23 protein-coding genes are annotated in these 18,247 nt (G+C 55.7%); 12 read left to right on the top strand and 11 right to left on the bottom strand.

Annotation, left to right across the window (positions count from 1 at the left end):
* Nucleotides 1–40: 40 nt before the first annotated feature.
* The 6 genes from ibaG to mlaF form a co-directional block, all read right to left on the bottom strand.
* Entirely contained in the window at nucleotides 41–295 is a 255-nt protein-coding gene (gene ibaG, locus F8R23_RS16620; protein ID WP_012147051.1) for a BolA family iron metabolism protein IbaG, read from the bottom strand.
* Between the two features lie 140 nt (nucleotides 296–435).
* Entirely contained in the window at nucleotides 436–738 is a 303-nt protein-coding gene (mlaB, locus tag F8R23_RS16615) for a lipid asymmetry maintenance protein MlaB (protein ID WP_129937245.1), read from the bottom strand.
* Nucleotides 738–1,367 carry a phospholipid-binding protein MlaC gene (gene mlaC, locus F8R23_RS16610; protein ID WP_129937244.1) on the bottom strand — a complete coding sequence of 210 codons (630 nt, stop codon included), beginning with the start codon at nucleotides 1,365–1,367 and terminating at the stop codon, nucleotides 738–740. Before mlaC ends, mlaB begins: the two co-directional genes overlap by 1 nt.
* 14 nt (nucleotides 1,368–1,381) lie before the next feature.
* A complete protein-coding gene (gene mlaD, locus F8R23_RS16605) occupies nucleotides 1,382–1,915 on the bottom strand; it encodes an outer membrane lipid asymmetry maintenance protein MlaD (protein ID WP_112347120.1) in 534 nt (177 codons plus the stop codon).
* A gap of 4 nt (nucleotides 1,916–1,919) precedes the next feature.
* Nucleotides 1,920–2,702: a lipid asymmetry maintenance ABC transporter permease subunit MlaE gene (gene mlaE / locus F8R23_RS16600; protein ID WP_129938845.1), complete on the bottom strand. Its 783-nt coding sequence runs from the start codon at nucleotides 2,700–2,702 to the stop codon at nucleotides 1,920–1,922.
* Nucleotides 2,703–2,706: 4 nt separating this feature from the next.
* Nucleotides 2,707–3,522: a phospholipid ABC transporter ATP-binding protein MlaF gene (gene mlaF, locus F8R23_RS16595; protein ID WP_099062102.1), complete on the bottom strand. Its 816-nt coding sequence runs from the start codon at nucleotides 3,520–3,522 to the stop codon at nucleotides 2,707–2,709.
* 4 nt (nucleotides 3,523–3,526) lie between these two features.
* On the opposite strand from mlaF, the gene F8R23_RS24180 reads away from it, so the two are divergent.
* From F8R23_RS24180 to npr, 12 genes are all read left to right on the top strand, one after another.
* Nucleotides 3,527–3,805: a hypothetical protein gene (locus F8R23_RS24180; protein WP_157765416.1), complete on the top strand. Its 279-nt coding sequence runs from the start codon at nucleotides 3,527–3,529 to the stop codon at nucleotides 3,803–3,805.
* Between the two features lie 20 nt (nucleotides 3,806–3,825).
* Nucleotides 3,826–4,812, top strand: a complete 987-nt coding sequence (locus F8R23_RS16590; protein ID WP_112347121.1) for a calcium/sodium antiporter — start codon at nucleotides 3,826–3,828, stop codon at nucleotides 4,810–4,812.
* Between the two features lie 61 nt (nucleotides 4,813–4,873).
* Nucleotides 4,874–5,860: an arabinose-5-phosphate isomerase KdsD gene (gene kdsD / locus F8R23_RS16585; RefSeq protein ID WP_085119664.1), complete on the top strand. Its 987-nt coding sequence runs from the start codon at nucleotides 4,874–4,876 to the stop codon at nucleotides 5,858–5,860.
* A 17-nt stretch (nucleotides 5,861–5,877) separates the two neighbouring features.
* The gene (gene kdsC / locus F8R23_RS16580; protein WP_151415823.1) at nucleotides 5,878–6,432 is read left to right on the top strand and encodes a 3-deoxy-manno-octulosonate-8-phosphatase KdsC; all 555 of its coding nucleotides are present in this window, start codon (nucleotides 5,878–5,880) and stop codon (nucleotides 6,430–6,432) included.
* A complete protein-coding gene (lptC, locus tag F8R23_RS16575; protein ID WP_151415822.1) occupies nucleotides 6,429–7,007 on the top strand; it encodes an LPS export ABC transporter periplasmic protein LptC in 579 nt (192 codons plus the stop codon). Before kdsC ends, lptC begins: the two co-directional genes overlap by 4 nt.
* Nucleotides 6,976–7,515 (top strand): lipopolysaccharide ABC transporter substrate-binding protein LptA, encoded by a 540-nt coding sequence (gene lptA, locus F8R23_RS16570; RefSeq protein WP_085119667.1) that lies wholly within the window; start codon nucleotides 6,976–6,978, stop codon nucleotides 7,513–7,515. Before lptC ends, lptA begins: the two co-directional genes overlap by 32 nt.
* 6 nt (nucleotides 7,516–7,521) lie before the next feature.
* Entirely contained in the window at nucleotides 7,522–8,247 is a 726-nt protein-coding gene (gene lptB / locus F8R23_RS16565; protein ID WP_085119668.1) for an LPS export ABC transporter ATP-binding protein, read from the top strand.
* A 50-nt stretch (nucleotides 8,248–8,297) separates the two neighbouring features.
* The gene (rpoN, locus tag F8R23_RS16560; RefSeq protein WP_129937242.1) at nucleotides 8,298–9,731 is read left to right on the top strand and encodes an RNA polymerase factor sigma-54; all 1,434 of its coding nucleotides are present in this window, start codon (nucleotides 8,298–8,300) and stop codon (nucleotides 9,729–9,731) included.
* Between the two features lie 23 nt (nucleotides 9,732–9,754).
* Nucleotides 9,755–10,042 (top strand): ribosome hibernation promoting factor, encoded by a 288-nt coding sequence (gene hpf / locus F8R23_RS16555; protein WP_012147063.1) that lies wholly within the window; start codon nucleotides 9,755–9,757, stop codon nucleotides 10,040–10,042.
* 163 nt (nucleotides 10,043–10,205) lie between these two features.
* Nucleotides 10,206–10,667: a PTS IIA-like nitrogen regulatory protein PtsN gene (gene ptsN, locus F8R23_RS16550; protein WP_099062098.1), complete on the top strand. Its 462-nt coding sequence runs from the start codon at nucleotides 10,206–10,208 to the stop codon at nucleotides 10,665–10,667.
* 131 nt (nucleotides 10,668–10,798) lie between these two features.
* Nucleotides 10,799–11,653 (top strand): RNase adapter RapZ, encoded by an 855-nt coding sequence (gene rapZ, locus F8R23_RS16545; RefSeq protein WP_012147065.1) that lies wholly within the window; start codon nucleotides 10,799–10,801, stop codon nucleotides 11,651–11,653.
* A complete protein-coding gene (npr, locus tag F8R23_RS16540) occupies nucleotides 11,650–11,922 on the top strand; it encodes a PTS phosphocarrier protein NPr (protein ID WP_129937241.1) in 273 nt (90 codons plus the stop codon). Before rapZ ends, npr begins: the two co-directional genes overlap by 4 nt.
* A 54-nt stretch (nucleotides 11,923–11,976) precedes the next feature.
* Here the strand turns inward: npr and F8R23_RS16535 are convergent, their stop codons facing one another.
* The 5 genes from F8R23_RS16535 to F8R23_RS16515 form a co-directional block, all read right to left on the bottom strand.
* Nucleotides 11,977–13,893, bottom strand: a complete 1,917-nt coding sequence (locus F8R23_RS16535) for a BglG family transcription antiterminator (protein ID WP_129938844.1) — start codon at nucleotides 13,891–13,893, stop codon at nucleotides 11,977–11,979.
* Nucleotides 13,894–13,944: 51 nt separating this feature from the next.
* Nucleotides 13,945–15,159 carry a lactonase family protein gene (locus F8R23_RS16530; RefSeq protein WP_151415821.1) on the bottom strand — a complete coding sequence of 405 codons (1,215 nt, stop codon included), beginning with the start codon at nucleotides 15,157–15,159 and terminating at the stop codon, nucleotides 13,945–13,947.
* Between the two features lie 92 nt (nucleotides 15,160–15,251).
* A complete protein-coding gene (gene dagF, locus F8R23_RS16525; protein WP_112347124.1) occupies nucleotides 15,252–15,992 on the bottom strand; it encodes a 2-dehydro-3-deoxy-phosphogluconate aldolase in 741 nt (246 codons plus the stop codon).
* Nucleotides 15,989–17,107, bottom strand: a complete 1,119-nt coding sequence (locus F8R23_RS16520) for a DgaE family pyridoxal phosphate-dependent ammonia lyase (protein ID WP_151415820.1) — start codon at nucleotides 17,105–17,107, stop codon at nucleotides 15,989–15,991. The genes dagF and F8R23_RS16520 overlap by 4 nt, the downstream gene beginning before the upstream one ends.
* Nucleotides 17,091–18,230, bottom strand: a complete 1,140-nt coding sequence (locus tag F8R23_RS16515; protein WP_129937238.1) for an amidohydrolase/deacetylase family metallohydrolase — start codon at nucleotides 18,228–18,230, stop codon at nucleotides 17,091–17,093. The genes F8R23_RS16520 and F8R23_RS16515 overlap by 17 nt, the downstream gene beginning before the upstream one ends.
* Between the last annotated feature and the right edge of the window lie 17 nt (nucleotides 18,231–18,247).

The following is an 18,247-nucleotide window of genomic DNA, read 5'->3' as shown; positions in this document are numbered from 1 at the left end:
TATCTAAACTGACGCTGCCCGCCCCGCTGGGCAAACAGCCTTAAAATCCGTTGAGTTTGCGGTCTCGCTGCCACTCTTCAGGGGTGTATGCCTTAATCGACAAGGCATGAATGCGGTTGTCCGCAATGTATTCCATCAGCGGTGCATACACCGTCTGTTGTTTCTTGACGCGGCTCATGGCAGCAAATAGCTCACCGACCACAATCACCTGAAAATGGCTACCGTCGCCAGTAACATGTGCTTCATCCAGTGCCAATGCTCGCATCAACACGTCTTTAATCTCGTTATTTTCCATAGTATCCAGTTCTGCATCAAAAGGATCATAATCAGCCTGACATCTTAGTGGAATCAGACGTTTTCTTAAACTAAAGAAAAAGCCCCTGTGTAACAGGGGCGTTCTGAGGAGAAACCGTCTATAGCCAGCCGAAAGTAGGGCTAACCAGCGGTATCAACAGGCATTATTGCTTGCAGGTTGTACAGCGTGATCAAGGTTTTCAGGCGATCGCTGACGCCAGAAATTTTTAATTCCACACCGCGCTGACGCTGCTGTTCACGCAGATGTACCAGCAATGCCAGCCCGGAAGAGTCCACACGCTGCAGTTGCGTAACGTCGAGGACGGTTTTATCCGCCAGCAACGTTTCCCGCTGTTCCCACAGCGGCAACAGAGTTTCCCGATCCAGTTCACCGCGCAGGATCAGGGTCTGCTGCTGCGATTCAAAGCTGAGGACCGTGGTCATCAGTTTTTCTGATCCAGCGTGATTGGACGCTGCGCCGCTGCCTGCAGCTGTTTGGTCAGGCCGTCAATCCCTTGGGTACGCAGGGTAGATGCCCACTCGTTTTGCTTGGTGGTGATCATGCTGACGCCTTCGGCAATCATGTCATATGCCTGCCAGTAACCCGTTTTGCTGTTTTTGCGCCATTGGAAATCCAGACGCACCGGCGGACGACCGCCTTGATCAATGATGGTCACGCGAATGGCCACAATGTCGGCATTATCCAGCGGCTTTTCAGGTTCAATCTGGTAAGTTTGGCCGTGGTACATAGCCAGTGCCTGGCCATAGGCCTGCTCCAGATAAGCCTGGAATGCGGTGAAGTAAGCTTCACGCTGTGCCGGCGTCGCGTCTTTGTAATAACGGCCCAACACCAGCGCACCGGCGTATTTGATCTGCACAAATGGCATCAGTTCCTGATGTACTACGGAACGAAGGTAGTTAGGATCCTGCTTGATCTTTGGCTGCTCGGTTTTCAGACGGGTGAAGGTCTTTTGAGCCGCGTCTTGCATCAGGCTATAAGGATTGGTTTGATCGACCGCATTCGCCAGCGGCGCAACCACCAGCAGAGCAACCATAAGTAAACGTTTAAACATGCAGGTTTCCTCTCTTAATGAATAGGGGCAGCAGGTTGCGGCGCAGCAGTCGCGTCGCCCGCTTTGGCTGCGTCATCCTGACCGCCGCTCTTATACAGGAACTGGCCGATCAGATCTTCCAGTACCATGGCTGATTTGGTGTCCTGAATAGTGCCGCCGTCTTTCAAAATGGCGGTGCCCATATCCGGATCTTCAAAACCGACGTTCAGTGCCAGATATTGCTCCCCCAGCAGGCCGGAGGTGCGGATCGCCAGCGAGCTGGTGTCCGGGATCTGGTCGAATTTATCCTGGATGTCCAGGGCGACGCGCGGCGTATAGGTTTTCGGATCAAGCGAGATATCGGCCACCCGGCCTATCATTACCCCGCCGATCTTCACCGGTGAACGCGCTTTCAGACCGCCGATATTATCGAAGGTCGCGTAAATACGGTAGGTCGGTTCGTTACCAATCGACTTAATGTTCGCCACTTGCAGGCACAAAAACACGATGGCGCACAGCGCAATCAGCATAAATGCCCCAACCCAGATTTCACTCTTCTTCGTTTGCATCGAATCAATTCCCAAACATCAGTGCTGTCAGCACGAAATCCAATCCCAACACCGCCAGTGACGAATGTACCACGGTACGCGTTGTTGCCCGGCTAATCCCTTCAGAGGTCGGTACCGCATCATAGCCGTTGAAGATGGCAATCCAGGTCACGGTAATGGCAAAAACCACGCTCTTGATCAGGCAGTTGAGCAAGTCTTTTCTCCACTCTACCGCGCCCTGCATCGCCGACCAGAAGAAGCCACTGTCTATGCCCTTCCAGTCCACGCCAACCACCGAGCCGCCCCAGATGCCCAGCGCGACAAAGATAAGCGTCAACAATGGCATACTGATCAAACCGGCCCAGAAGCGCGGTGCAACAATACGCCGCAGCGGATCGACCGCCATCATTTCCAGGCTGGATATTTGCTCGGTCGCCTTCATCAGACCAATTTCGGCCGTCAGCGCGGAACCGGCTCGGCCGGCAAACAACAGTGCGGTGACCACCGGGCCCAGTTCACGCAGCAGCGATAACGCCACCATCATGCCCAGACTGGCTTCGGCGCTATACGTAGTCAGCACCAGATAACCCTGCAGGCCCAGCACCATGCCGATAAACACCCCGGAAACCATGATGATCAACAGCGACTGTACGCCCACGCTATGCATTTGCTTGAGCAACAGCGGCCACTGCTTACGCGGTTCAGGCCGCCCGACCAGCGCGTTGAACAACATCAATCCGGCGCGCCCAAAGCTGGCGCTGGTGTTGATGCCACGGCGTCCTAACGACGCTAACGCCTGTAATAACATCAGCTTATTTACTCCCTAAACCTAACAGCTCGGCCTGATAATCGCCGGCCGGATAACGGAAAGGTACCGGCCCATCGGCAATACCATCCAGGAACTGGCGCACACGCGCATCAGGATTGTTCTGTAATTCTTGCGCCGTGCCTTCGGCAATCACCCGATGATCGGCAACAATGTAAGCGTAGTCGGCGATGCTCAGCACCTCCGGCACGTCGTGCGAAACCACGATGCAGGTGATGCCCAGCGCGTGATTGAGCTCATCGATCAGCTTCACCAGCACACCCATGGTGATCGGATCCTGGCCGACGAAAGGCTCATCGAACATGATCATCTCTGGGTCGAGCGCTATCGCCCGCGCCAACGCGGCACGCCGCGCCATACCGCCTGACAACTCATTGGGCATCAGCTCAGCCGCACCTCGCAGCCCAACCGCCTCCAACTTCATCATCACCGTGCTACGCAGGATCGGTTCCGGCAAACGGCTGTGTTCACGCAGCGGATAAGCCACGTTTTCAAATACCGTCAGATCGGTAAACAGCGCGCCTGACTGGAACAGCATGCTCATTTTTTTGCGCGCTTCATACAGCTGATGGCGGGACAACGCGGGTATGTTATCGCCATCAAACCAGATCTCACCGCTGTCCGGTGCCAGCTGGCCGCCAATCAAACGCAGCAGCGTCGTTTTACCAATACCGGACGGCCCCATGATCGCCGTCACCTTGCCACGGGGAACCGTCAGGTTGATGTCTTCGAATATCAGTCGATCGCCGCGCGAGAAAGTCATGTCGCGAACTTCGACCAGATTCTCTGCCTTCTGGTGCATGTTAATGGATCCTTTACGGCTCATTTTTGCCAAATCTACCCGCGATGTTAAAGCAACGGGCGCAATGCGTCTCATCTTTACAAAAACTTACCGGCATTTCGCTACCAATGGTGCCATAGGTTTTACTTTTACGCGCCACCCGGTCAAAATTGGCGCCATAACGAAAAAAAACGAAAGTGTTCATATATTAGCCGGGAAATCCCGTTGCTGCGGCTTTAGTCTGCGCAACGGAGGGCAAAGCAAGATAGCCGAATTACGGCTTTTAACCAACGAACCGGGATAATTCCCAACAAAGGACCCTGCATGTTTCTCGCGATAGCTTTATTAATCGTTGGTTTATTTTTACTGGTATATGGTGCAGACCGCTTAGTTTACGGTGCTGCGGTCATTTCTCGTTCACTTGGTGTGCCACCGCTGATTATCGGCATGACCATCGTCGGTATCGGCACCTCACTGCCGGAACTGTTTGTGTCGACCACCGCCGCGCTGAACGGGCAAATAGATATGGCGGTGGGGAACGTATTGGGTTCCAACATCACCAATATTTTACTGATCCTTGGTGTTGCCGCGTTGATCCACCCGCTGGCTGCGCGTTCCGAAGTATTGCGCCGCGAACTGCCGCTGATGTTGGCGGTCACAGTATTGTGCGGTTTTGTGCTGATGGACGGCACGCTGAGTCGGTTGGATGGCGTGGTGCTGTTGGCCGCCGCCGCCGTATTCATTCTGTTGATGTTGAAAATTGCCCGGCTGGCGCAGCGCGAAGGCAACGACAGCCTGACCGTGGAACAAATGGCTGAACTGCCGCAGGACAGCAGCAACACCGTGGCGGTGTTGTGGCTGGTGCTGGCCTTTATCATTCTGCCGCTGTCTTCCAAAATGGTGGTCGATAACGCCACGGTGATTGCGCACTATTTCGGCATGAGTGAGTTGGTGGTCGGTTTGACCATTATCGCTATCGGCACCAGCCTGCCGGAGCTGGCCACCTCCATTGCCGGGGCACTAAAGGGGGAGGATGATATGGCGATTGGTAATATCATCGGCTCCAACATTTTCAATACGGTGATCGTACTGGGCGTCCCCGCCCTGCTGTCTCCGGGCAGTGTCGATGGCGCCGCCTTCCACCGCGATTACTGGGTGATGCTGGCAGTCAGCATTGTGCTCAGCGCCCTGTGCATTGGGCGTAAACATCGTATCGGTCATCTGGCAGGCGCTCTGTTATTATGTGGTTTTATTGCGTATCTTGCGGTGCTGTTTTTTAACCCTTTCAATTCATTTAGCTATAGCCTATAGCTTTCAAGTTGCAGCCAGGCGGCAACTTGAAAGCTGACGGGTATGACCGATGGGAATGAGCATGTCGAACATTCAGTTGCAACCGGGCTTTGATTTTCAGCAGGCAGGCAAAGAAGTGCTGCAGATTGAGCGTGACGGGCTGGCCCAGCTCGATCAATACATCAATGCAGACTTTACTCGCGCCTGTGAGTTGATCGCCGACTGCACCGGCAAAGTGGTGGTGATGGGCATGGGTAAATCCGGCCATATCGGCTGTAAGATTGCCGCCACCTTCGCCAGCACCGGCACGCCTTCGTTCTTTGTTCATCCTGCGGAAGCCAGCCACGGCGATCTCGGCATGGTGACCGCACAGGATATCGTGCTCGCCATTTCCAATTCGGGTGAGTCCAACGAAATTCAGGCGCTGATCCCGGTATTGAAACGCCAGCAAATCCCGTTGATCTGCATGACCAACAATCCGGAAAGTTCGATGGGCAAAGCGGCGGATATTCATCTGTGCATTAAAGTGCCGCAGGAAGCCTGCCCGCTTGGCCTGGCCCCGACCACCAGCACCACAGCTACCCTGGTGATGGGCGATGCATTAGCTGTCGCCCTGCTGAAGGCCCGCGGTTTTACGCCGGAAGATTTTGCACTGTCGCACCCAGGTGGCGCGCTGGGCCGCCGACTGCTGCTACGCGTGAGCGACATCATGCACAGCGGTGATGAAATTCCCCACGTCAGTGCCGATGCTTCGCTACGTGATGCCCTGCTGGAAATCACCCGCAAAAATCTGGGCATGACGGTCATCTGTGACGATCTGATGAAGATCGCCGGTATCTTTACCGATGGTGACCTGCGGCGGATATTTGATATGGGCATCAATCTCAACGAAGCCAAGATTGTCGATGTCATGACGCTCGGCGGCGTGCGAGTGCGCCCGAACCTGCTGGCGGTAGACGCGCTGAACCTGATGCAGCAACGCCATATCACCGCAGTACTGGTTGCCGATGGCGACCAATTGCTGGGTGTGGTACATATGCATGACATGCTGCGCGCCGGCGTCGTTTAATTATGGAAGAGAACTCAATGAGTCTGGTTGAAACCTGCTACGGGCCTGTAGAACAACACGTCATGGCGCGTGCCGGCAAAATCCGCCTGCTGATTTGTGATGTCGATGGCGTGCTGTCAGACGGCCTGATCTTCATGGGCAACAACGGCGAAGAGTTAAAAGCCTTCAACGTACGCGACGGTTACGGCATCCGCTGCCTGAAAACCTCGGATATTGAAGTGGCGATCATCACCGGCCGCTCTGCCAAATTGCTGGAAGATCGGGCAAAAACCCTCGGTATTACCCACCTTTATCAGGGGCAATCCGATAAGCTTTTGGCCTTCCGCGAACTGTTGGATACACTGTCGTTAACGGCAGATCAGGTAGCCTATATTGGCGACGACCTGATTGACTGGCCGGTGATGGCGCAGGTTGGCCTGTCGGTTGCGGTGGCAGATGCACACCCGCTGCTGTTACCACGCGCCCACTATATTACCCGCATTGCCGGCGGCCGCGGTGCGGTGCGCGAGCTGTGTGACCTTATTCTTTTGGCTCAGAACAAGCTGGAGGACGCCAAAGGGCTGTCGATATGAGTAAAACCAAACTTTGGATCACCATCCTGCTGGCGGTGATCGCATTGGCGCTGATTGGCTGGAACATGACTGATGTCAATGACGATGCCGTGCCGGGACCGGCTAACAGCCAGGATCCGACTTATCAGAGCCAGCATACGGTCACCATAGTGTACAATCCGACCGGCAAGCTGAGCTACAAGCTGGTGGCGGAAGACGTCAAGTATTATACCGCCGATGAATTAAGCTGGTTTACCCAGCCGGTGATGACGCTGTTTGATGAAAACGCGGTGGCTACCTGGTCAGTTCGCGCCGATCGCGCCAAACTGACTAAAGACCGGATGCTGTATCTTTACGGCCATGTCGAGGTGAACAGCCTGACCACCACCTCACAGCTGGAAAAAATTAAAACGGACAATGCTCAGGTGAACCTGGTGACCCAGGATGTGGCTTCGGATGACGAAGTGACGCTCTACGGGACGAACTTCACCTCTAACGGCATGAAAATGCGTGGGAACCTGCGGGCCAAAACCGCTGAGCTGATTGATAAGGTTAAGACCAACTATGAAATTCAGAACCAACAAACAAAGCCGTAATCTGTTGATCGGCAGCTTGATTTTGGCCGCCAGCGCCCCAGCCTGGGCACTGAAGTCCGACTCCAACCAACCGGTGAGCATTGACTCGCTGAAACAGTCTCTGGATATGCAGAGCAACGTCAGCACCTTTACCGATAACGTGGTGATCAAGCAGGGCACTATCGATATCAAAGCGGACAAGGTGGTGGTGACCCGGCCGGGCGGTGATCAGAACAAGACTTATATCGAAGCCTTTGGTAATCCGGTCACCTTCTATCAGATGCAAGACAGCGGCAAGCCGGTAAAAGGCCATGCGCAGAAAGTCCGTTACGATGTGGCGTCGCAGTTGGTGACCCTGACCGGGAATGCCTATCTGGAACAGCTCGACAGCAACGTAAAAGGCGATCGCATCACCTATCTGGTGCAACAGCAGCAAATGCAGGCGTTCAGCGACAAAGGTAAACGCGTGACTACGGTTCTGGTACCGTCGCAGTTGCAAGACAAAAACGGGCAAAAGAAGAGTAACTAATCATCTATGGCTACACTCATCGCAGAAAACCTGGCGAAAGCCTACAAGGGCCGTAAAGTTGTTGAAGACGTCAGCCTGAAAGTGAAATCCGGCGAGATCGTCGGCCTGCTGGGGCCAAACGGCGCCGGCAAGACCACCACTTTCTACATGGTGGTCGGTATCGTTCAGCGTGATGCCGGACGTATCGTGATTGACGAAGAAGACATCAGTCTGCTGCCATTGCACGCCCGTGCGCGTCGTGGCATCGGCTATTTGCCGCAGGAAGCGTCGATCTTCCGCCGCCTCAGCGTGTATGACAACCTGATGGCCGTACTGGAGATCCGTGACGATCTCAGCAGTGAGCAGCGTGCAGACCGTGCGGTAGAGCTGATGGAAGAATTCCATATCACCCACCTGCGCGACAACCTGGGCCAGGCGCTGTCCGGTGGTGAACGCCGCCGCGTCGAGATCGCCCGTGCCCTGGCGGCTAACCCGAAATTCATCCTGTTAGATGAACCCTTCGCCGGGGTTGACCCGATTTCCGTTATCGACATTAAAAAAATTATCGAGCACTTGCGTGACAGCGGCCTGGGCGTGCTGATCACCGACCATAACGTGCGAGAAACGCTGGACGTGTGTGAACGCGCCTATATCGTCAGCCAGGGCAAACTGATTGCTCACGGCACGCCGGATGCTATTCTGGCCGATGAGCAGGTGAAACGCGTTTATCTGGGCGAAGAATTCCGCCTCTGAGTGCCAGCGCGTCCTGATGGACGACTGTTAACGGAAGTAGACTGAAGATTATGAAGCAAGGTTTGCAACTCAGGTTTAGCCAACAACTGGCCATGACCCCCCAGCTCCAGCAGGCTATCCGCCTGCTGCAGTTGTCCACGCTTGAGCTCCAGCAGGAGATACAGCTGGCGTTAGAGAGCAACCCATTGCTTGAACAGACCGATCTGCACGAAGAAGTCGACGCCAAAGAGACCGTCGAAACCGAAGGTTTGGATACCCGCGAGGCGCTGGAACAGAAGGACATGCCCGAAGAGCTGCCGCTGGACGCCACCTGGGATGAAATTTACACCGCCGGTACGCCGTCCGGTACCCGTACCGATTACAGTGACGATGAGCTGCCGGTGTATCAGGGCGAAACCACCCAGACCCTACAGGACTACCTGATGTGGCAGGTGGATCTGACGCCGTTCTCCGATACCGATGCCGCTATCGCCACCTCGATAGTCGACGCCGTTGATGACACCGGCTATCTCACCGTGCCACTGGAAGACATTCTGGAGAGCATCGGTGACGAGAATGTGACAATGGACGAAGTCGAAGCGGTATTGAAGCGTGTGCAGCGTTTTGATCCGGTTGGCGTCGCCGCGCGCGATCTGCGCGATTGTCTGCTGATTCAGCTTTCCCAGTATGCCAAAGACACGCCATACCTGGCTGAAGCACGCCTGATCATCAGCGAACATCTGGACTTGCTGGCTAACCACGACTTTCGCAGCCTGATGCGAACAACCCGCTCAAAAGAAGATACACTGAAAGAAGCGATGCAGCTGATTCAGTCTCTCGATCCGCGTCCGGGCCAGTCGATCAACACCGGCGAATCCGAGTACGTGATCCCGGACGTGTTGGTGCGTAAGGTGCAAGATGTTTGGACGGTTGAGCTCAACAGCGACAGCATTCCACGCTTGAAGATCAACCAGCAGTATGCCGCAATGGGTAACAGCGCGCGTAACGACAGCGACGGCCAGTACATCCGCAGCAATCTGCAGGAAGCGAAATGGCTGATCAAAAGCCTGGAAAGCCGAAACGACACCCTGCTGAAAGTCTCACGCTGCATCGTCGAACAGCAACAGGCGTTCTTTGAACAGGGTGCTGAATTTATGAAGCCCATGGTGTTGGCGGATATCGCCCAGGCCGTGGAGATGCATGAATCGACAATTTCACGCGTGACCACGCAGAAGTTTTTGCACAGTCCGCGCGGCATTTTCGAATTGAAATATTTCTTCTCCAGCCATGTGAATACCGACAGCGGAGGCGAAGCTTCCTCTACGGCGATCCGGGCAGTGGTGAAGAAAATGATCGCGGCGGAAAACCCCGCCAAACCGCTCAGCGACAGCAAGCTGGCTACCCTGCTCTCCGACCAGGGGATCATTGTGGCGCGGCGTACCGTCGCCAAGTACCGAGAGTCTTTGTCCATCCCGCCGTCCAACCAACGTAAACAGTTGGTTTGACCTCTATTGAGAAGGAAGACATTATGCAGCTCAACATTACCGGACACCACATCGAAATCACCGAACCTTTGCGTGAGTTCGTGAACACCAAGTTCGCTAAACTCGAACAGTATTTTGATCGCATAAATCAGGTGTATGTCGTTCTTAGTGTGGAAAAAGTGCAGCAGATTGCGGAAGCGACGGTGCACGTGAATGGAGGCGAGTTGCACGCCACCTCGGAAGACGAGAACATGTATGCCGCAATTGACAGCCTGATCGACAAGCTGGCGCGTCAATTGAACAAACATAAAGACAAACTGAAACAACACTGACATTCTGGGCCGTTTCCGTCAGCGGGTACGGCTCAAACGTAGCCTCGGCCATCGGCGCGTTACCTGTATGGGTATCGCGCCGATAAGCCATCAAGGGTTAAACAAGGCGAAAAATCACCTCACAAGCCTCCTGCTTGCTGGTGTGGTTTTAAGTGAAGATGAGATGAACAACGAAACAATGCAATTAAGCTCGGTGTTAAACATCGAGTGCACCAGAAGCTCCGTCCATTGCACCAGCAAGAAACGGGCTTTGGAAATTATCAGCGAACTGGCCGCCAAGCAGCTCAACCTGTCACCACAGGTGGTGTTTGACGCGGTTCTCACCCGCGAGCGCATGGGCAGCACCGGTATCGGCAACGGTATCGCTATTCCCCACGGCAAACTGGAAGAGGACACACTGCGGGCCGTTGGCGTGTTTATCCGTCTCGACCAACCTATCGCCTTTGACGCCATTGATAACCAGCCGGTCGATCTGCTGTTCGCCTTACTGGTGCCGGCCGACCAGTGTAAAACCCATTTGCATACCCTGTCGCTGGTCGCCAAGCGCCTGGCCGACAAAACCGTATGCCGCCGCCTGCGGGCAGCGCAAAGTGACGAAGAGCTTTACCAAATCATCACCGAGTAACGCCCGGCTGGCGTGACTTCCAGCCCGGATAACGATACTGTTTAGCCACGATGGATCCCGGTTCAGATCGGGATCATAAAGTTTCTAGCGGTGGCGATAAACGCCACTGAGATGCCAGGGGGAGTTGCCACATGGTGCTGATGATTGTCAGCGGCCGTTCCGGTTCAGGGAAATCCGTCGCCTTGCGGGCGTTGGAAGACATGGGTTTTTACTGCGTTGATAACCTGCCCGTGGTACTGCTGCCGCAGCTTGCCAATACGCTGGCGGAACGCAATAGCTCCGCTGCGGTAAGCATCGACGTGCGTAACATGCCGGAATCGCCGGAAGTGTTTGAATATGCGATGACCCAACTGCCGGACAGCTTTTCACCGCAGTTGCTGTTCCTCGACGCCGACCGTAATACGCTGATCCGCCGCTACAGTGATACTCGCCGTCTGCACCCGCTATCCAGCAAGAACCTGTCGCTGGAAAGCGCCATCGATGAAGAGAGCGACCTGCTTGAGCCACTGCGCTCCCGGGCCGATCTGATCATCGATACCTCGGAAATGTCGGTGCATGAGCTGGCCGAAATGCTGCGTACCCGCCTGTTGGGTAAACGCGAGCGCGAGCTGACCATGGTGTTCGAATCCTTCGGCTTTAAGCACGGCATCCCGATTGATGCCGACTACGTGTTCGACGTGCGTTTTCTGCCAAACCCACACTGGGATCCGAAACTGCGTCCGATGACCGGCCTGGATAAGCCCGTTGCCTCGTTCCTCGACCGTCACACTGAAGTGCATAACTTTATCTACCAGACCCGCAGCTATCTGGAACAGTGGTTGCCGATGCTGGAAACCAACAACCGCAGCTATCTGACGGTCGCCATTGGCTGTACCGGCGGTAAACACCGTTCAGTCTATGTAGCGGAACAGTTGGCCGACTACTTCCGCTCACGCGGCAAAAACGTGCAGTCACGCCACCGCACGCTGGAAAAACGCAAACAATGACGGTCAAGCAAACGGTTGAAATCAAAAATAAACTGGGCATGCATGCGCGCCCGGCGATGAAGCTGTTTGAGTTGGTGCAGAGCTTTGATGCCGAGGTGATGTTGCGCAATGACAGCGGCACCGAGGCCGAAGCCAGCAGCGTGATTGCGCTGCTGATGCTGGACTCCGCACAGGGCCGTCATATCGAAGTGGAAGCCACCGGCCCGGATGAAACCAAGGCACTGGCCGCCGTGATCGAACTGATTAACTCCGGTTTTGACGAAGACTAACCGCCAGAGGGCGCTGCATGCTGCGCCCTCTGGCTTCCACCCTATAATTCCCCACTAGATCCGGCTTAAACAGTCCAGCGCCACCGCTTTGAAACTTTCGAAATTATCACTGCCCAACAGGCGGCTCATCGAACGCTCGCGCACAAAGGTGACGAACAGCTCGTAAATCGCCATCGCCTCTTCGTAATCGCTCTTGCTGATCGCCAGCAGGAAAATCACATGGGCAACCTCGCCCTCTCCCCAGGCCACACCCTGCGGCGCCAGCAGCGTCACTACCACGGTTTTTTTCGCCAGCAGCCCCAGTGAGTGCGGCAGTGCAATCCCTTCGCCCAGCAAGGTAGAGACAATCGCCTCGCGCTCCACCACCGACGGATAAAAATCATCGCCGACGTAGCCTTCACGTTCAAGCTGGCTGCATACCTTCTGGAACAATTGCGCCTGAGTCAGCGGCTCGTTGACCAGCATAAAATGCTCGGCGTCGAAGAATTTCTCCAGCATATAGGGCTTGGTACGATCCACCAGCACCAGCTTGCCCAGCTGTTCGAGCTGGTATTCGGTAGGGAACGGCGACATCACCACCACCGGCTTGTTCTTTTCGCTGACCCGCGCGTTGGAAATCACAAAGTCTTCGTCGATGTGGTTGAGCACCTCGTAATCACGCAGCGAAACGATGCGCGTCATCACCAGTTGCGGGTATTTACGTGCAATCTGCGCCTGGATCATACGTACCGTCGAGTTACCGGTATCGCACACCAGCATCACCTGCGGATGCCGCTCATAGCCGATGTTGTAATGCCGCTCCAGCCCAACGCCAATGTGCAGCACCAGATAGCCGATCTCGTTTTCGCTCAGGGTATAAGGCGTGTATTTCCCCCAGCTGGAGACCGCGGCCAGCGTCACATCATAGGCCATCGGGTAGTGCTGTTTAATGTTCGCCAACAGCGGGTTGGGAATATTAATCTGGTACTTTACCCGGGTGATCATGGTCTTGATATGGGTAAGCAGATCGGCACGCAGCTGCTTGTCGCCCTGCAGGTTGTAGTTATAGTGCGCGTTGATGTACGAAAGGATGTAATCCACCAGCGCTTCTTCATCATCGGCATTGATCTCGGTCGGCTGTACCTCCTGCACCCGCCGCGCGGCGATATTCACCCGCAGATAGGCTTCCTCCGCCATCGACACCTCTTTGCCGCTGGCTTTGCGCAGCTCCCCCGCCAGCCAGGTCGATACCTTGCGTACCGCGTCATCGCCGTCCTCAACGTCAAAGTCCGGCAGCGGATAACCGTCGGTAATGCGCCGCAGCGCCACCGCACAGTAGAAAATCAGATATTGCTCGCCTTCGTCGGTCAGGCGGATGGCATATTGCGATAGCAACGGATGCAACAGCCCGGCAAAGTTCGCTACCTGCGGTTGCAGCAGGATCTCATTGTTGAGCAGCGGATTCTCGGTGTCGGCCAGGTGCAGTTGGAATAACAGATCCGTCAGACAGGCGCGGATCGCCATCTCCGAACCAAACAGCTTCATGCCGTAGCGCGGTTTGGTTTCAATCGTCAACTGGTAGTGCGCCAGGCGCTCTCTCACCTCAGCCATGTCGTTTTGCAGCGTACCGCGGCTGACAAACCATTCATCGGCTAAATCTTCAAGCTTCAGAGAAAAGGCTGAGGTCAAAAAACGAATCAGCAGATAGTGCACCCGTTCCTGCGCACTGCGTGGCGTGGCATGTTTCTTACGTTCCCGATGCTGCAGGGCGCTGAACAGCGCGGCATCATCGATCTGCAGGCGATAGCCCGCCCCACGGCTATGCACAAAGTGGGCGCCGTACTTTTCCAGAATATCGTTCAACGCGGTGATATCGGCGCGCACGGTGCGGGTGGACACCGCGAAGCGCTTCGCCAGCTCATCCTGGGGCAAAGTCTCAGATTGCAGAGCATCGAACAGATAGGCCAAACGCGGGTAGGGAAATCGCACCATTCTCTTTCCGTCAATTAAGGTGCCCGCCTGGGGAATCAGGCGGGCAACGAGTTACTTCGCCACCGGCAAGAACACCATTTGCGAGGGGCTGCCCACCGGCGTATAGCCTTCAACAAAGCTGAGTTTGCCGCTGGCCTTGTCTACGCTGAAGCGGGTGACGTTATCGCTGCGTTGGTTCATTGCATACAGATAATGTCCGTCCGGACTTAGCGTTAACGAGCGTGGATAATCGCCGCGCGTCCAGGTTTCCGCCACCGACTGCAGTTCACCGTCACTGCCGACGCTGAACTGAGCGATGCTGTTATGCAGCCGGTTAGCAACATACAGATTTTTGCCGTCCTCGCTGAGAACCAGACCGGCAGCAAAGTTGGTGCCCTTATAGTCGGCGGGCAGCGAAGAGACGACATGTAACTGTTTCAGAGTACCTTTTTGGTTATCAAAACGGTAGCTGGTCAGCGTAGAAGCCTCTTCGTTCACCAGCAGCACAGTTTTACCGTCCGGATGGAATACAAAGTGACGCGGACCGGCACCCGCGGAAGACGCGGCGATCCACGGCGGATCGTTCGGTGTCAGCGTGCCGCTGGCATCGTCAAAGCGCCACTGGTAGATCCGATCCAGCCCGAGATCGGTGGAGAATACAAACTTGCCGCTCGGATCGCTGGCGATCATATGCGCATGCGGCCCATTGTGATCGCTGATGGCGAAACTGCCTTCCACCGCGCCTTCTGGCTTGCCGGCACCTGCCGGCCCCTGCTGTTGCTGCACCGAACTGGCTTTACCCAGCTTGCCGTCGCTCTCGATCGGCAAAGCAGCCACGGTGCCGCTGACGTAGTTCGCTACCAGCAGATAACGGCCGTTTGGCGTAGGAGAAAGATATACCGGCCCCGCGCCTTGTGAATCGACCTGGTTCAGCTGCGTCAAATTGCCATCGGATGGATTGATACGGTAAGCGATAATGCCGCCGTGTTTAGTGCCGTTAAAATTTGCCACTTCGCTGGCGACATACAGTGTCTGGCCTTTGGCATCCACGGTGAGCTGCGCCGGATTGCCCTGTTTGCTGACCAGCGTTCTGGCGCTCAGCACTCCGCTGGCCGGGTCAACCTGCACCCGGTAAACGCCTTCACCGTTGGGATTATAGGTACCGATATAAGCAAAATGAGATGACGTAGATTTCATTGCATCCTCAGCATGCAGCGCCGGGCTGGACATCGCCAGTAGCGCCAGGGTTAACGCGGTGCGTAGGGTTGGAGACTGCCAGTTTCGCATAGTTATCCTGATTATAGATAGCGGCGCGGTGTGCCCGCGCCTGTGGATACAGAGCCTGTCGCCTCCCTGCCTTACGTCATCCGATAATGCGTTTATCCCACCAGCTTTTTGGTGATTGCCAGCAGGGTTTTGACGTCCTGTGGGCGGGTATTGCCTGTGGAGGAATCGATGATTGAGCTGTAGATATGCGGAATCACCCGTTTCACACCGGCGGCCAGTGCGATCTCGACGATCGGCTCGAAGTTTTCCAGATCGATACCTCCGGTCGGCTCCAGCATAAAATCATGCTCGGCGCAGGCCTGGGCCACATACTGGTATTCTTCTTTGCATGCCAGCCCACCCATCGGGAAATACTTGATTGAGCTGCCGCCCATGTCTTTTAACAGGGCAATGGCGGTTTCCACCGGCACAATGCCGTCTGGCGCAGCAGCGCTCAGTGGGCCCGTCGAGATCTTCACCCAGCCGACGCGGCCGGTAGGCGATACCAGACCGTTCACCACGCTGTCATGTTGTCCCAACAGCGCGCGGCTGGCCCCGACACCGGTAAACACCTGGTTCACGTGCTGTGGTTGCACCCGTTGGGAAATCAGGCTGACCATCGTCGATTGTTTCGGATCGCCCGCGCCCAATCCCACTGACAGCGCATTTTCAATCAGCCGTGCATAGCGCTGCATGTCCGCCACCGCACTGTCGACGTCCGGGTAGTTCTTGGAGAGAACGCCCACCAGCACATGCCCTTCCGCTGCCGAATAGATGTCCTGCGCATTGTCTTTCGATCCGGCCAATACGTTGAGGCACACGCGATCGCGATAGTAGTTAGGTTGCAGCTTCATGCTTGTTTCTCCGTAAACAGATTTTTAATACAGGTGAAGACGGTCATCAGCTGTTGTTGGTCAACGCTGCGCACGTCTACTTCAATCTTGCCTTCGTTGGCCTTATAGCCACGGAAGTAGATGGCGATCTCGCCGGTTTTCAGCGCCTGCACGATGTCGTAGGTCGAATGCCCGAGCATCGCTTCGTCAAAGGTGATTTCCGCCCGCGCAATGTCGCGGCCGGCGCTGTCCCAGACGGTTTTGGCGCTGATGCCGGTCAGGGTATTCAGACTGTCGATAAACGGCGTCATTCTTTCTACCATTTGCTGGCCGGTGGTTTTCTCCAGCGTCAGATAGCTTTCGATCGCCTGCGTCAGGCCGAGAATGCCCTCTTTGCCGACTTTCATTGCCCGGCCGATACCGCCGGATTGCAGCTTCACCCATTCAACGTATTGCTTCTTGCCGATCACCAACCCACTGGTTGGCCCTTCGATGGCTTTGGCGCCGCTGTAAACCACCAGGTCGGCTCCCATCTGGTAGTAGCACAGCAAATCTTCTTCCGCCGCGGCGTCGACGATCAATGGCAGGTTATGTTTGCGCGCCACCACCACCGCCTGTTCAACGGAAAGAATGCTTTTCTGCACGCAGTGGTGCGACTTGATGTAGAGAATAGCGGCGGTCTGCGGCGTAATGCAGGCTTCGAGCTGCTCGGCAGAACACTCGTTGGCGTAGCCCGCTTCGACCACCTTGCCGCCCCCCAGTGCGACCATGGTGTCCACTGGCGCGCCAAAGTTAACGTTATGGCCACGCGGCAGCACAATCTCACGCGGAACGGTGATCGGCGCGGAGTGCAGGTTCACCAGCAGGTTGGCGTTATCTTTGACGATCAGGGCCGCCACCGACTGGGCGATGCCCGCCGAGGCGCAGGAAACGATCACCGCATCTTCGACGTTCAGCAGGTTGGCAATGTAGGCACCGGTCTTGTCGACCAGATCCTTGATTTCAAAATAGTGATTCAGGCCATAATCAACGGCGTCAATAACGTCCTGACGCGGCGTGGACACACCGAGCATGGTCATACGACCGGAAGTGTTAATGACCTGCTTTAAATTATATTTTTCATAAATCGAAGACATGAGCGGCTTTCCCTTCATCGGTTAATAGGATTTCCCCGGCCACGACGGCAGCCAGCGGAACCAGCAACTGTTGGCCGGTGGCCGATTGCCCTTCTGAGTCGGCAAATACCTGCGGCCCCTGGCGGAGATCAAACAAGGTGAAATCGGCATCGCAGCCCACGTCAAGCCGGCCCTTGTTGACCAGGCGCAGCGCCGAGGCGGCGTTCTCGGTCACGCAGGCGATCACCTGCGGCAGCGACAACCCGACGCTGAAGAATTTGGACATCACCGTCGCCAGGCTGTGTACCGGCCCGGCCATGCGGTTGCGGCAATAAATATCGGAACTGATGGTATGCGGCAAAATGCCCAGCGCAATCGCCTGCCGGGCGACTTCAAAGCTGAAACTGGCGGTACCGTGGCCGACGTCGAGCAACACACCACGCTTTAATGCGCGCTGGATAGATTCACGCAGTGTGCCCGCCGGGGTCAGAATACGGTTCGGTTTGCCGTTGTAGCAGTGGGTGATAATGTCGCCACGGGTCAGCAGATCGGCAATCTCGTCCAGATCCGGCGGGTTATTGCCGATATGCACCATCAGTGGCAATAGGTTGTTTTCCTGCTGGATCTCTTTGGCGAGTACCAGCGGCCGGGTGCCATTCTGCCCAACCACGCTGCTGCTCATACGCGCCTTGATGCCGATGATAAAGCCCGGGTGGTCGCCAATTGCCTGGCTGACTTTTTGCTTATCGATATCCGCCAGATCGGCCAGTTCGTTCTGCCGCAGCAGGCCAATACGTGAAATATTCAGGAAGGCGAAGACGTTGGTTTTGGCACTGCGTGTCAACGCATAAAACGCATCGATATCATCGGTGCCGGTGCTACCGGCGTCGACCACCGTGGTGACTCCGCAGGCGGTGCCGACCAAATCCGGTTGGTCATGGTAAATCGGCGAAGAGGGGTAACAATGCACGTGGGAATCGATCCAACCGGCGCTCAGGTGGTGCTGACCCGCCAGATCCCAGTGCCGATGAGCACTAACGTCGTCAGCCAACTGCCCTACCTCGGCAATCTTGCCATCCTGCACCGCCAAATCGACCAACCGGCCATCCGCCAGTCTGGCGCGTCTGATCACTAAGTCATACATACTGCATTACTCCTTTT

It is taken from the genome of Serratia proteamaculans (assembly GCF_008830365.1).
Lineage (GTDB): Bacteria > Pseudomonadota > Gammaproteobacteria > Enterobacterales > Enterobacteriaceae > Serratia > Serratia proteamaculans.
The sequence above is the reverse complement of the archived record's forward strand: the minus strand, read 5'-3'. Positions and strand labels throughout refer to the sequence as shown.

Excerpts from the sequence above, each read along its gene's own strand:
- ibaG (WP_012147051.1), bottom strand. The coding sequence starts at position 295 with ATGGAAAATAACGAGATTAAAGACGTGTTGATGCGAGCATTGGCACTG.
- hpf (WP_012147063.1), top strand. The coding sequence starts at position 9,755 with ATGCAGCTCAACATTACCGGACACCACATCGAAATCACCGAACCTTTG.
- mlaD (WP_112347120.1), bottom strand. The coding sequence starts at position 1,915 with ATGCAAACGAAGAAGAGTGAAATCTGGGTTGGGGCATTTATGCTGATT.
- F8R23_RS16515 (WP_129937238.1), bottom strand. The coding sequence starts at position 18,230 with ATGTATGACTTAGTGATCAGACGCGCCAGACTGGCGGATGGCCGGTTG.
- mlaF (WP_099062102.1), bottom strand. The coding sequence starts at position 3,522 with ATGCACCAGAAGGCAGAGAATCTGGTCGAAGTTCGCGACATGACTTTC.
- dagF (WP_112347124.1), bottom strand. The coding sequence starts at position 15,992 with ATGAAGCTGCAACCTAACTACTATCGCGATCGCGTGTGCCTCAACGTA.
- rpoN (WP_129937242.1), top strand. The coding sequence starts at position 8,298 with ATGAAGCAAGGTTTGCAACTCAGGTTTAGCCAACAACTGGCCATGACC.
- kdsC (WP_151415823.1), top strand. The coding sequence starts at position 5,878 with ATGAGTCTGGTTGAAACCTGCTACGGGCCTGTAGAACAACACGTCATG.
- F8R23_RS16530 (WP_151415821.1), bottom strand. The coding sequence starts at position 15,159 with ATGCGAAACTGGCAGTCTCCAACCCTACGCACCGCGTTAACCCTGGCG.
- mlaE (WP_129938845.1), bottom strand. The coding sequence starts at position 2,702 with ATGTTATTACAGGCGTTAGCGTCGTTAGGACGCCGTGGCATCAACACC.
- lptA (WP_085119667.1), top strand. The coding sequence starts at position 6,976 with ATGAAATTCAGAACCAACAAACAAAGCCGTAATCTGTTGATCGGCAGC.
- F8R23_RS16590 (WP_112347121.1), top strand. The coding sequence starts at position 3,826 with ATGTTTCTCGCGATAGCTTTATTAATCGTTGGTTTATTTTTACTGGTA.
- lptB (WP_085119668.1), top strand. The coding sequence starts at position 7,522 with ATGGCTACACTCATCGCAGAAAACCTGGCGAAAGCCTACAAGGGCCGT.
- mlaB (WP_129937245.1), bottom strand. The coding sequence starts at position 738 with ATGACCACGGTCCTCAGCTTTGAATCGCAGCAGCAGACCCTGATCCTG.
- mlaC (WP_129937244.1), bottom strand. The coding sequence starts at position 1,367 with ATGTTTAAACGTTTACTTATGGTTGCTCTGCTGGTGGTTGCGCCGCTG.
- F8R23_RS24180 (WP_157765416.1), top strand. The coding sequence starts at position 3,527 with ATGGATCCTTTACGGCTCATTTTTGCCAAATCTACCCGCGATGTTAAA.
- F8R23_RS16535 (WP_129938844.1), bottom strand. The coding sequence starts at position 13,893 with ATGGTGCGATTTCCCTACCCGCGTTTGGCCTATCTGTTCGATGCTCTG.
- npr (WP_129937241.1), top strand. The coding sequence starts at position 11,650 with ATGACGGTCAAGCAAACGGTTGAAATCAAAAATAAACTGGGCATGCAT.
- ptsN (WP_099062098.1), top strand. The coding sequence starts at position 10,206 with ATGAACAACGAAACAATGCAATTAAGCTCGGTGTTAAACATCGAGTGC.
- F8R23_RS16520 (WP_151415820.1), bottom strand. The coding sequence starts at position 17,107 with ATGTCTTCGATTTATGAAAAATATAATTTAAAGCAGGTCATTAACACT.
- kdsD (WP_085119664.1), top strand. The coding sequence starts at position 4,874 with ATGTCGAACATTCAGTTGCAACCGGGCTTTGATTTTCAGCAGGCAGGC.
- lptC (WP_151415822.1), top strand. The coding sequence starts at position 6,429 with ATGAGTAAAACCAAACTTTGGATCACCATCCTGCTGGCGGTGATCGCA.
- rapZ (WP_012147065.1), top strand. The coding sequence starts at position 10,799 with ATGGTGCTGATGATTGTCAGCGGCCGTTCCGGTTCAGGGAAATCCGTC.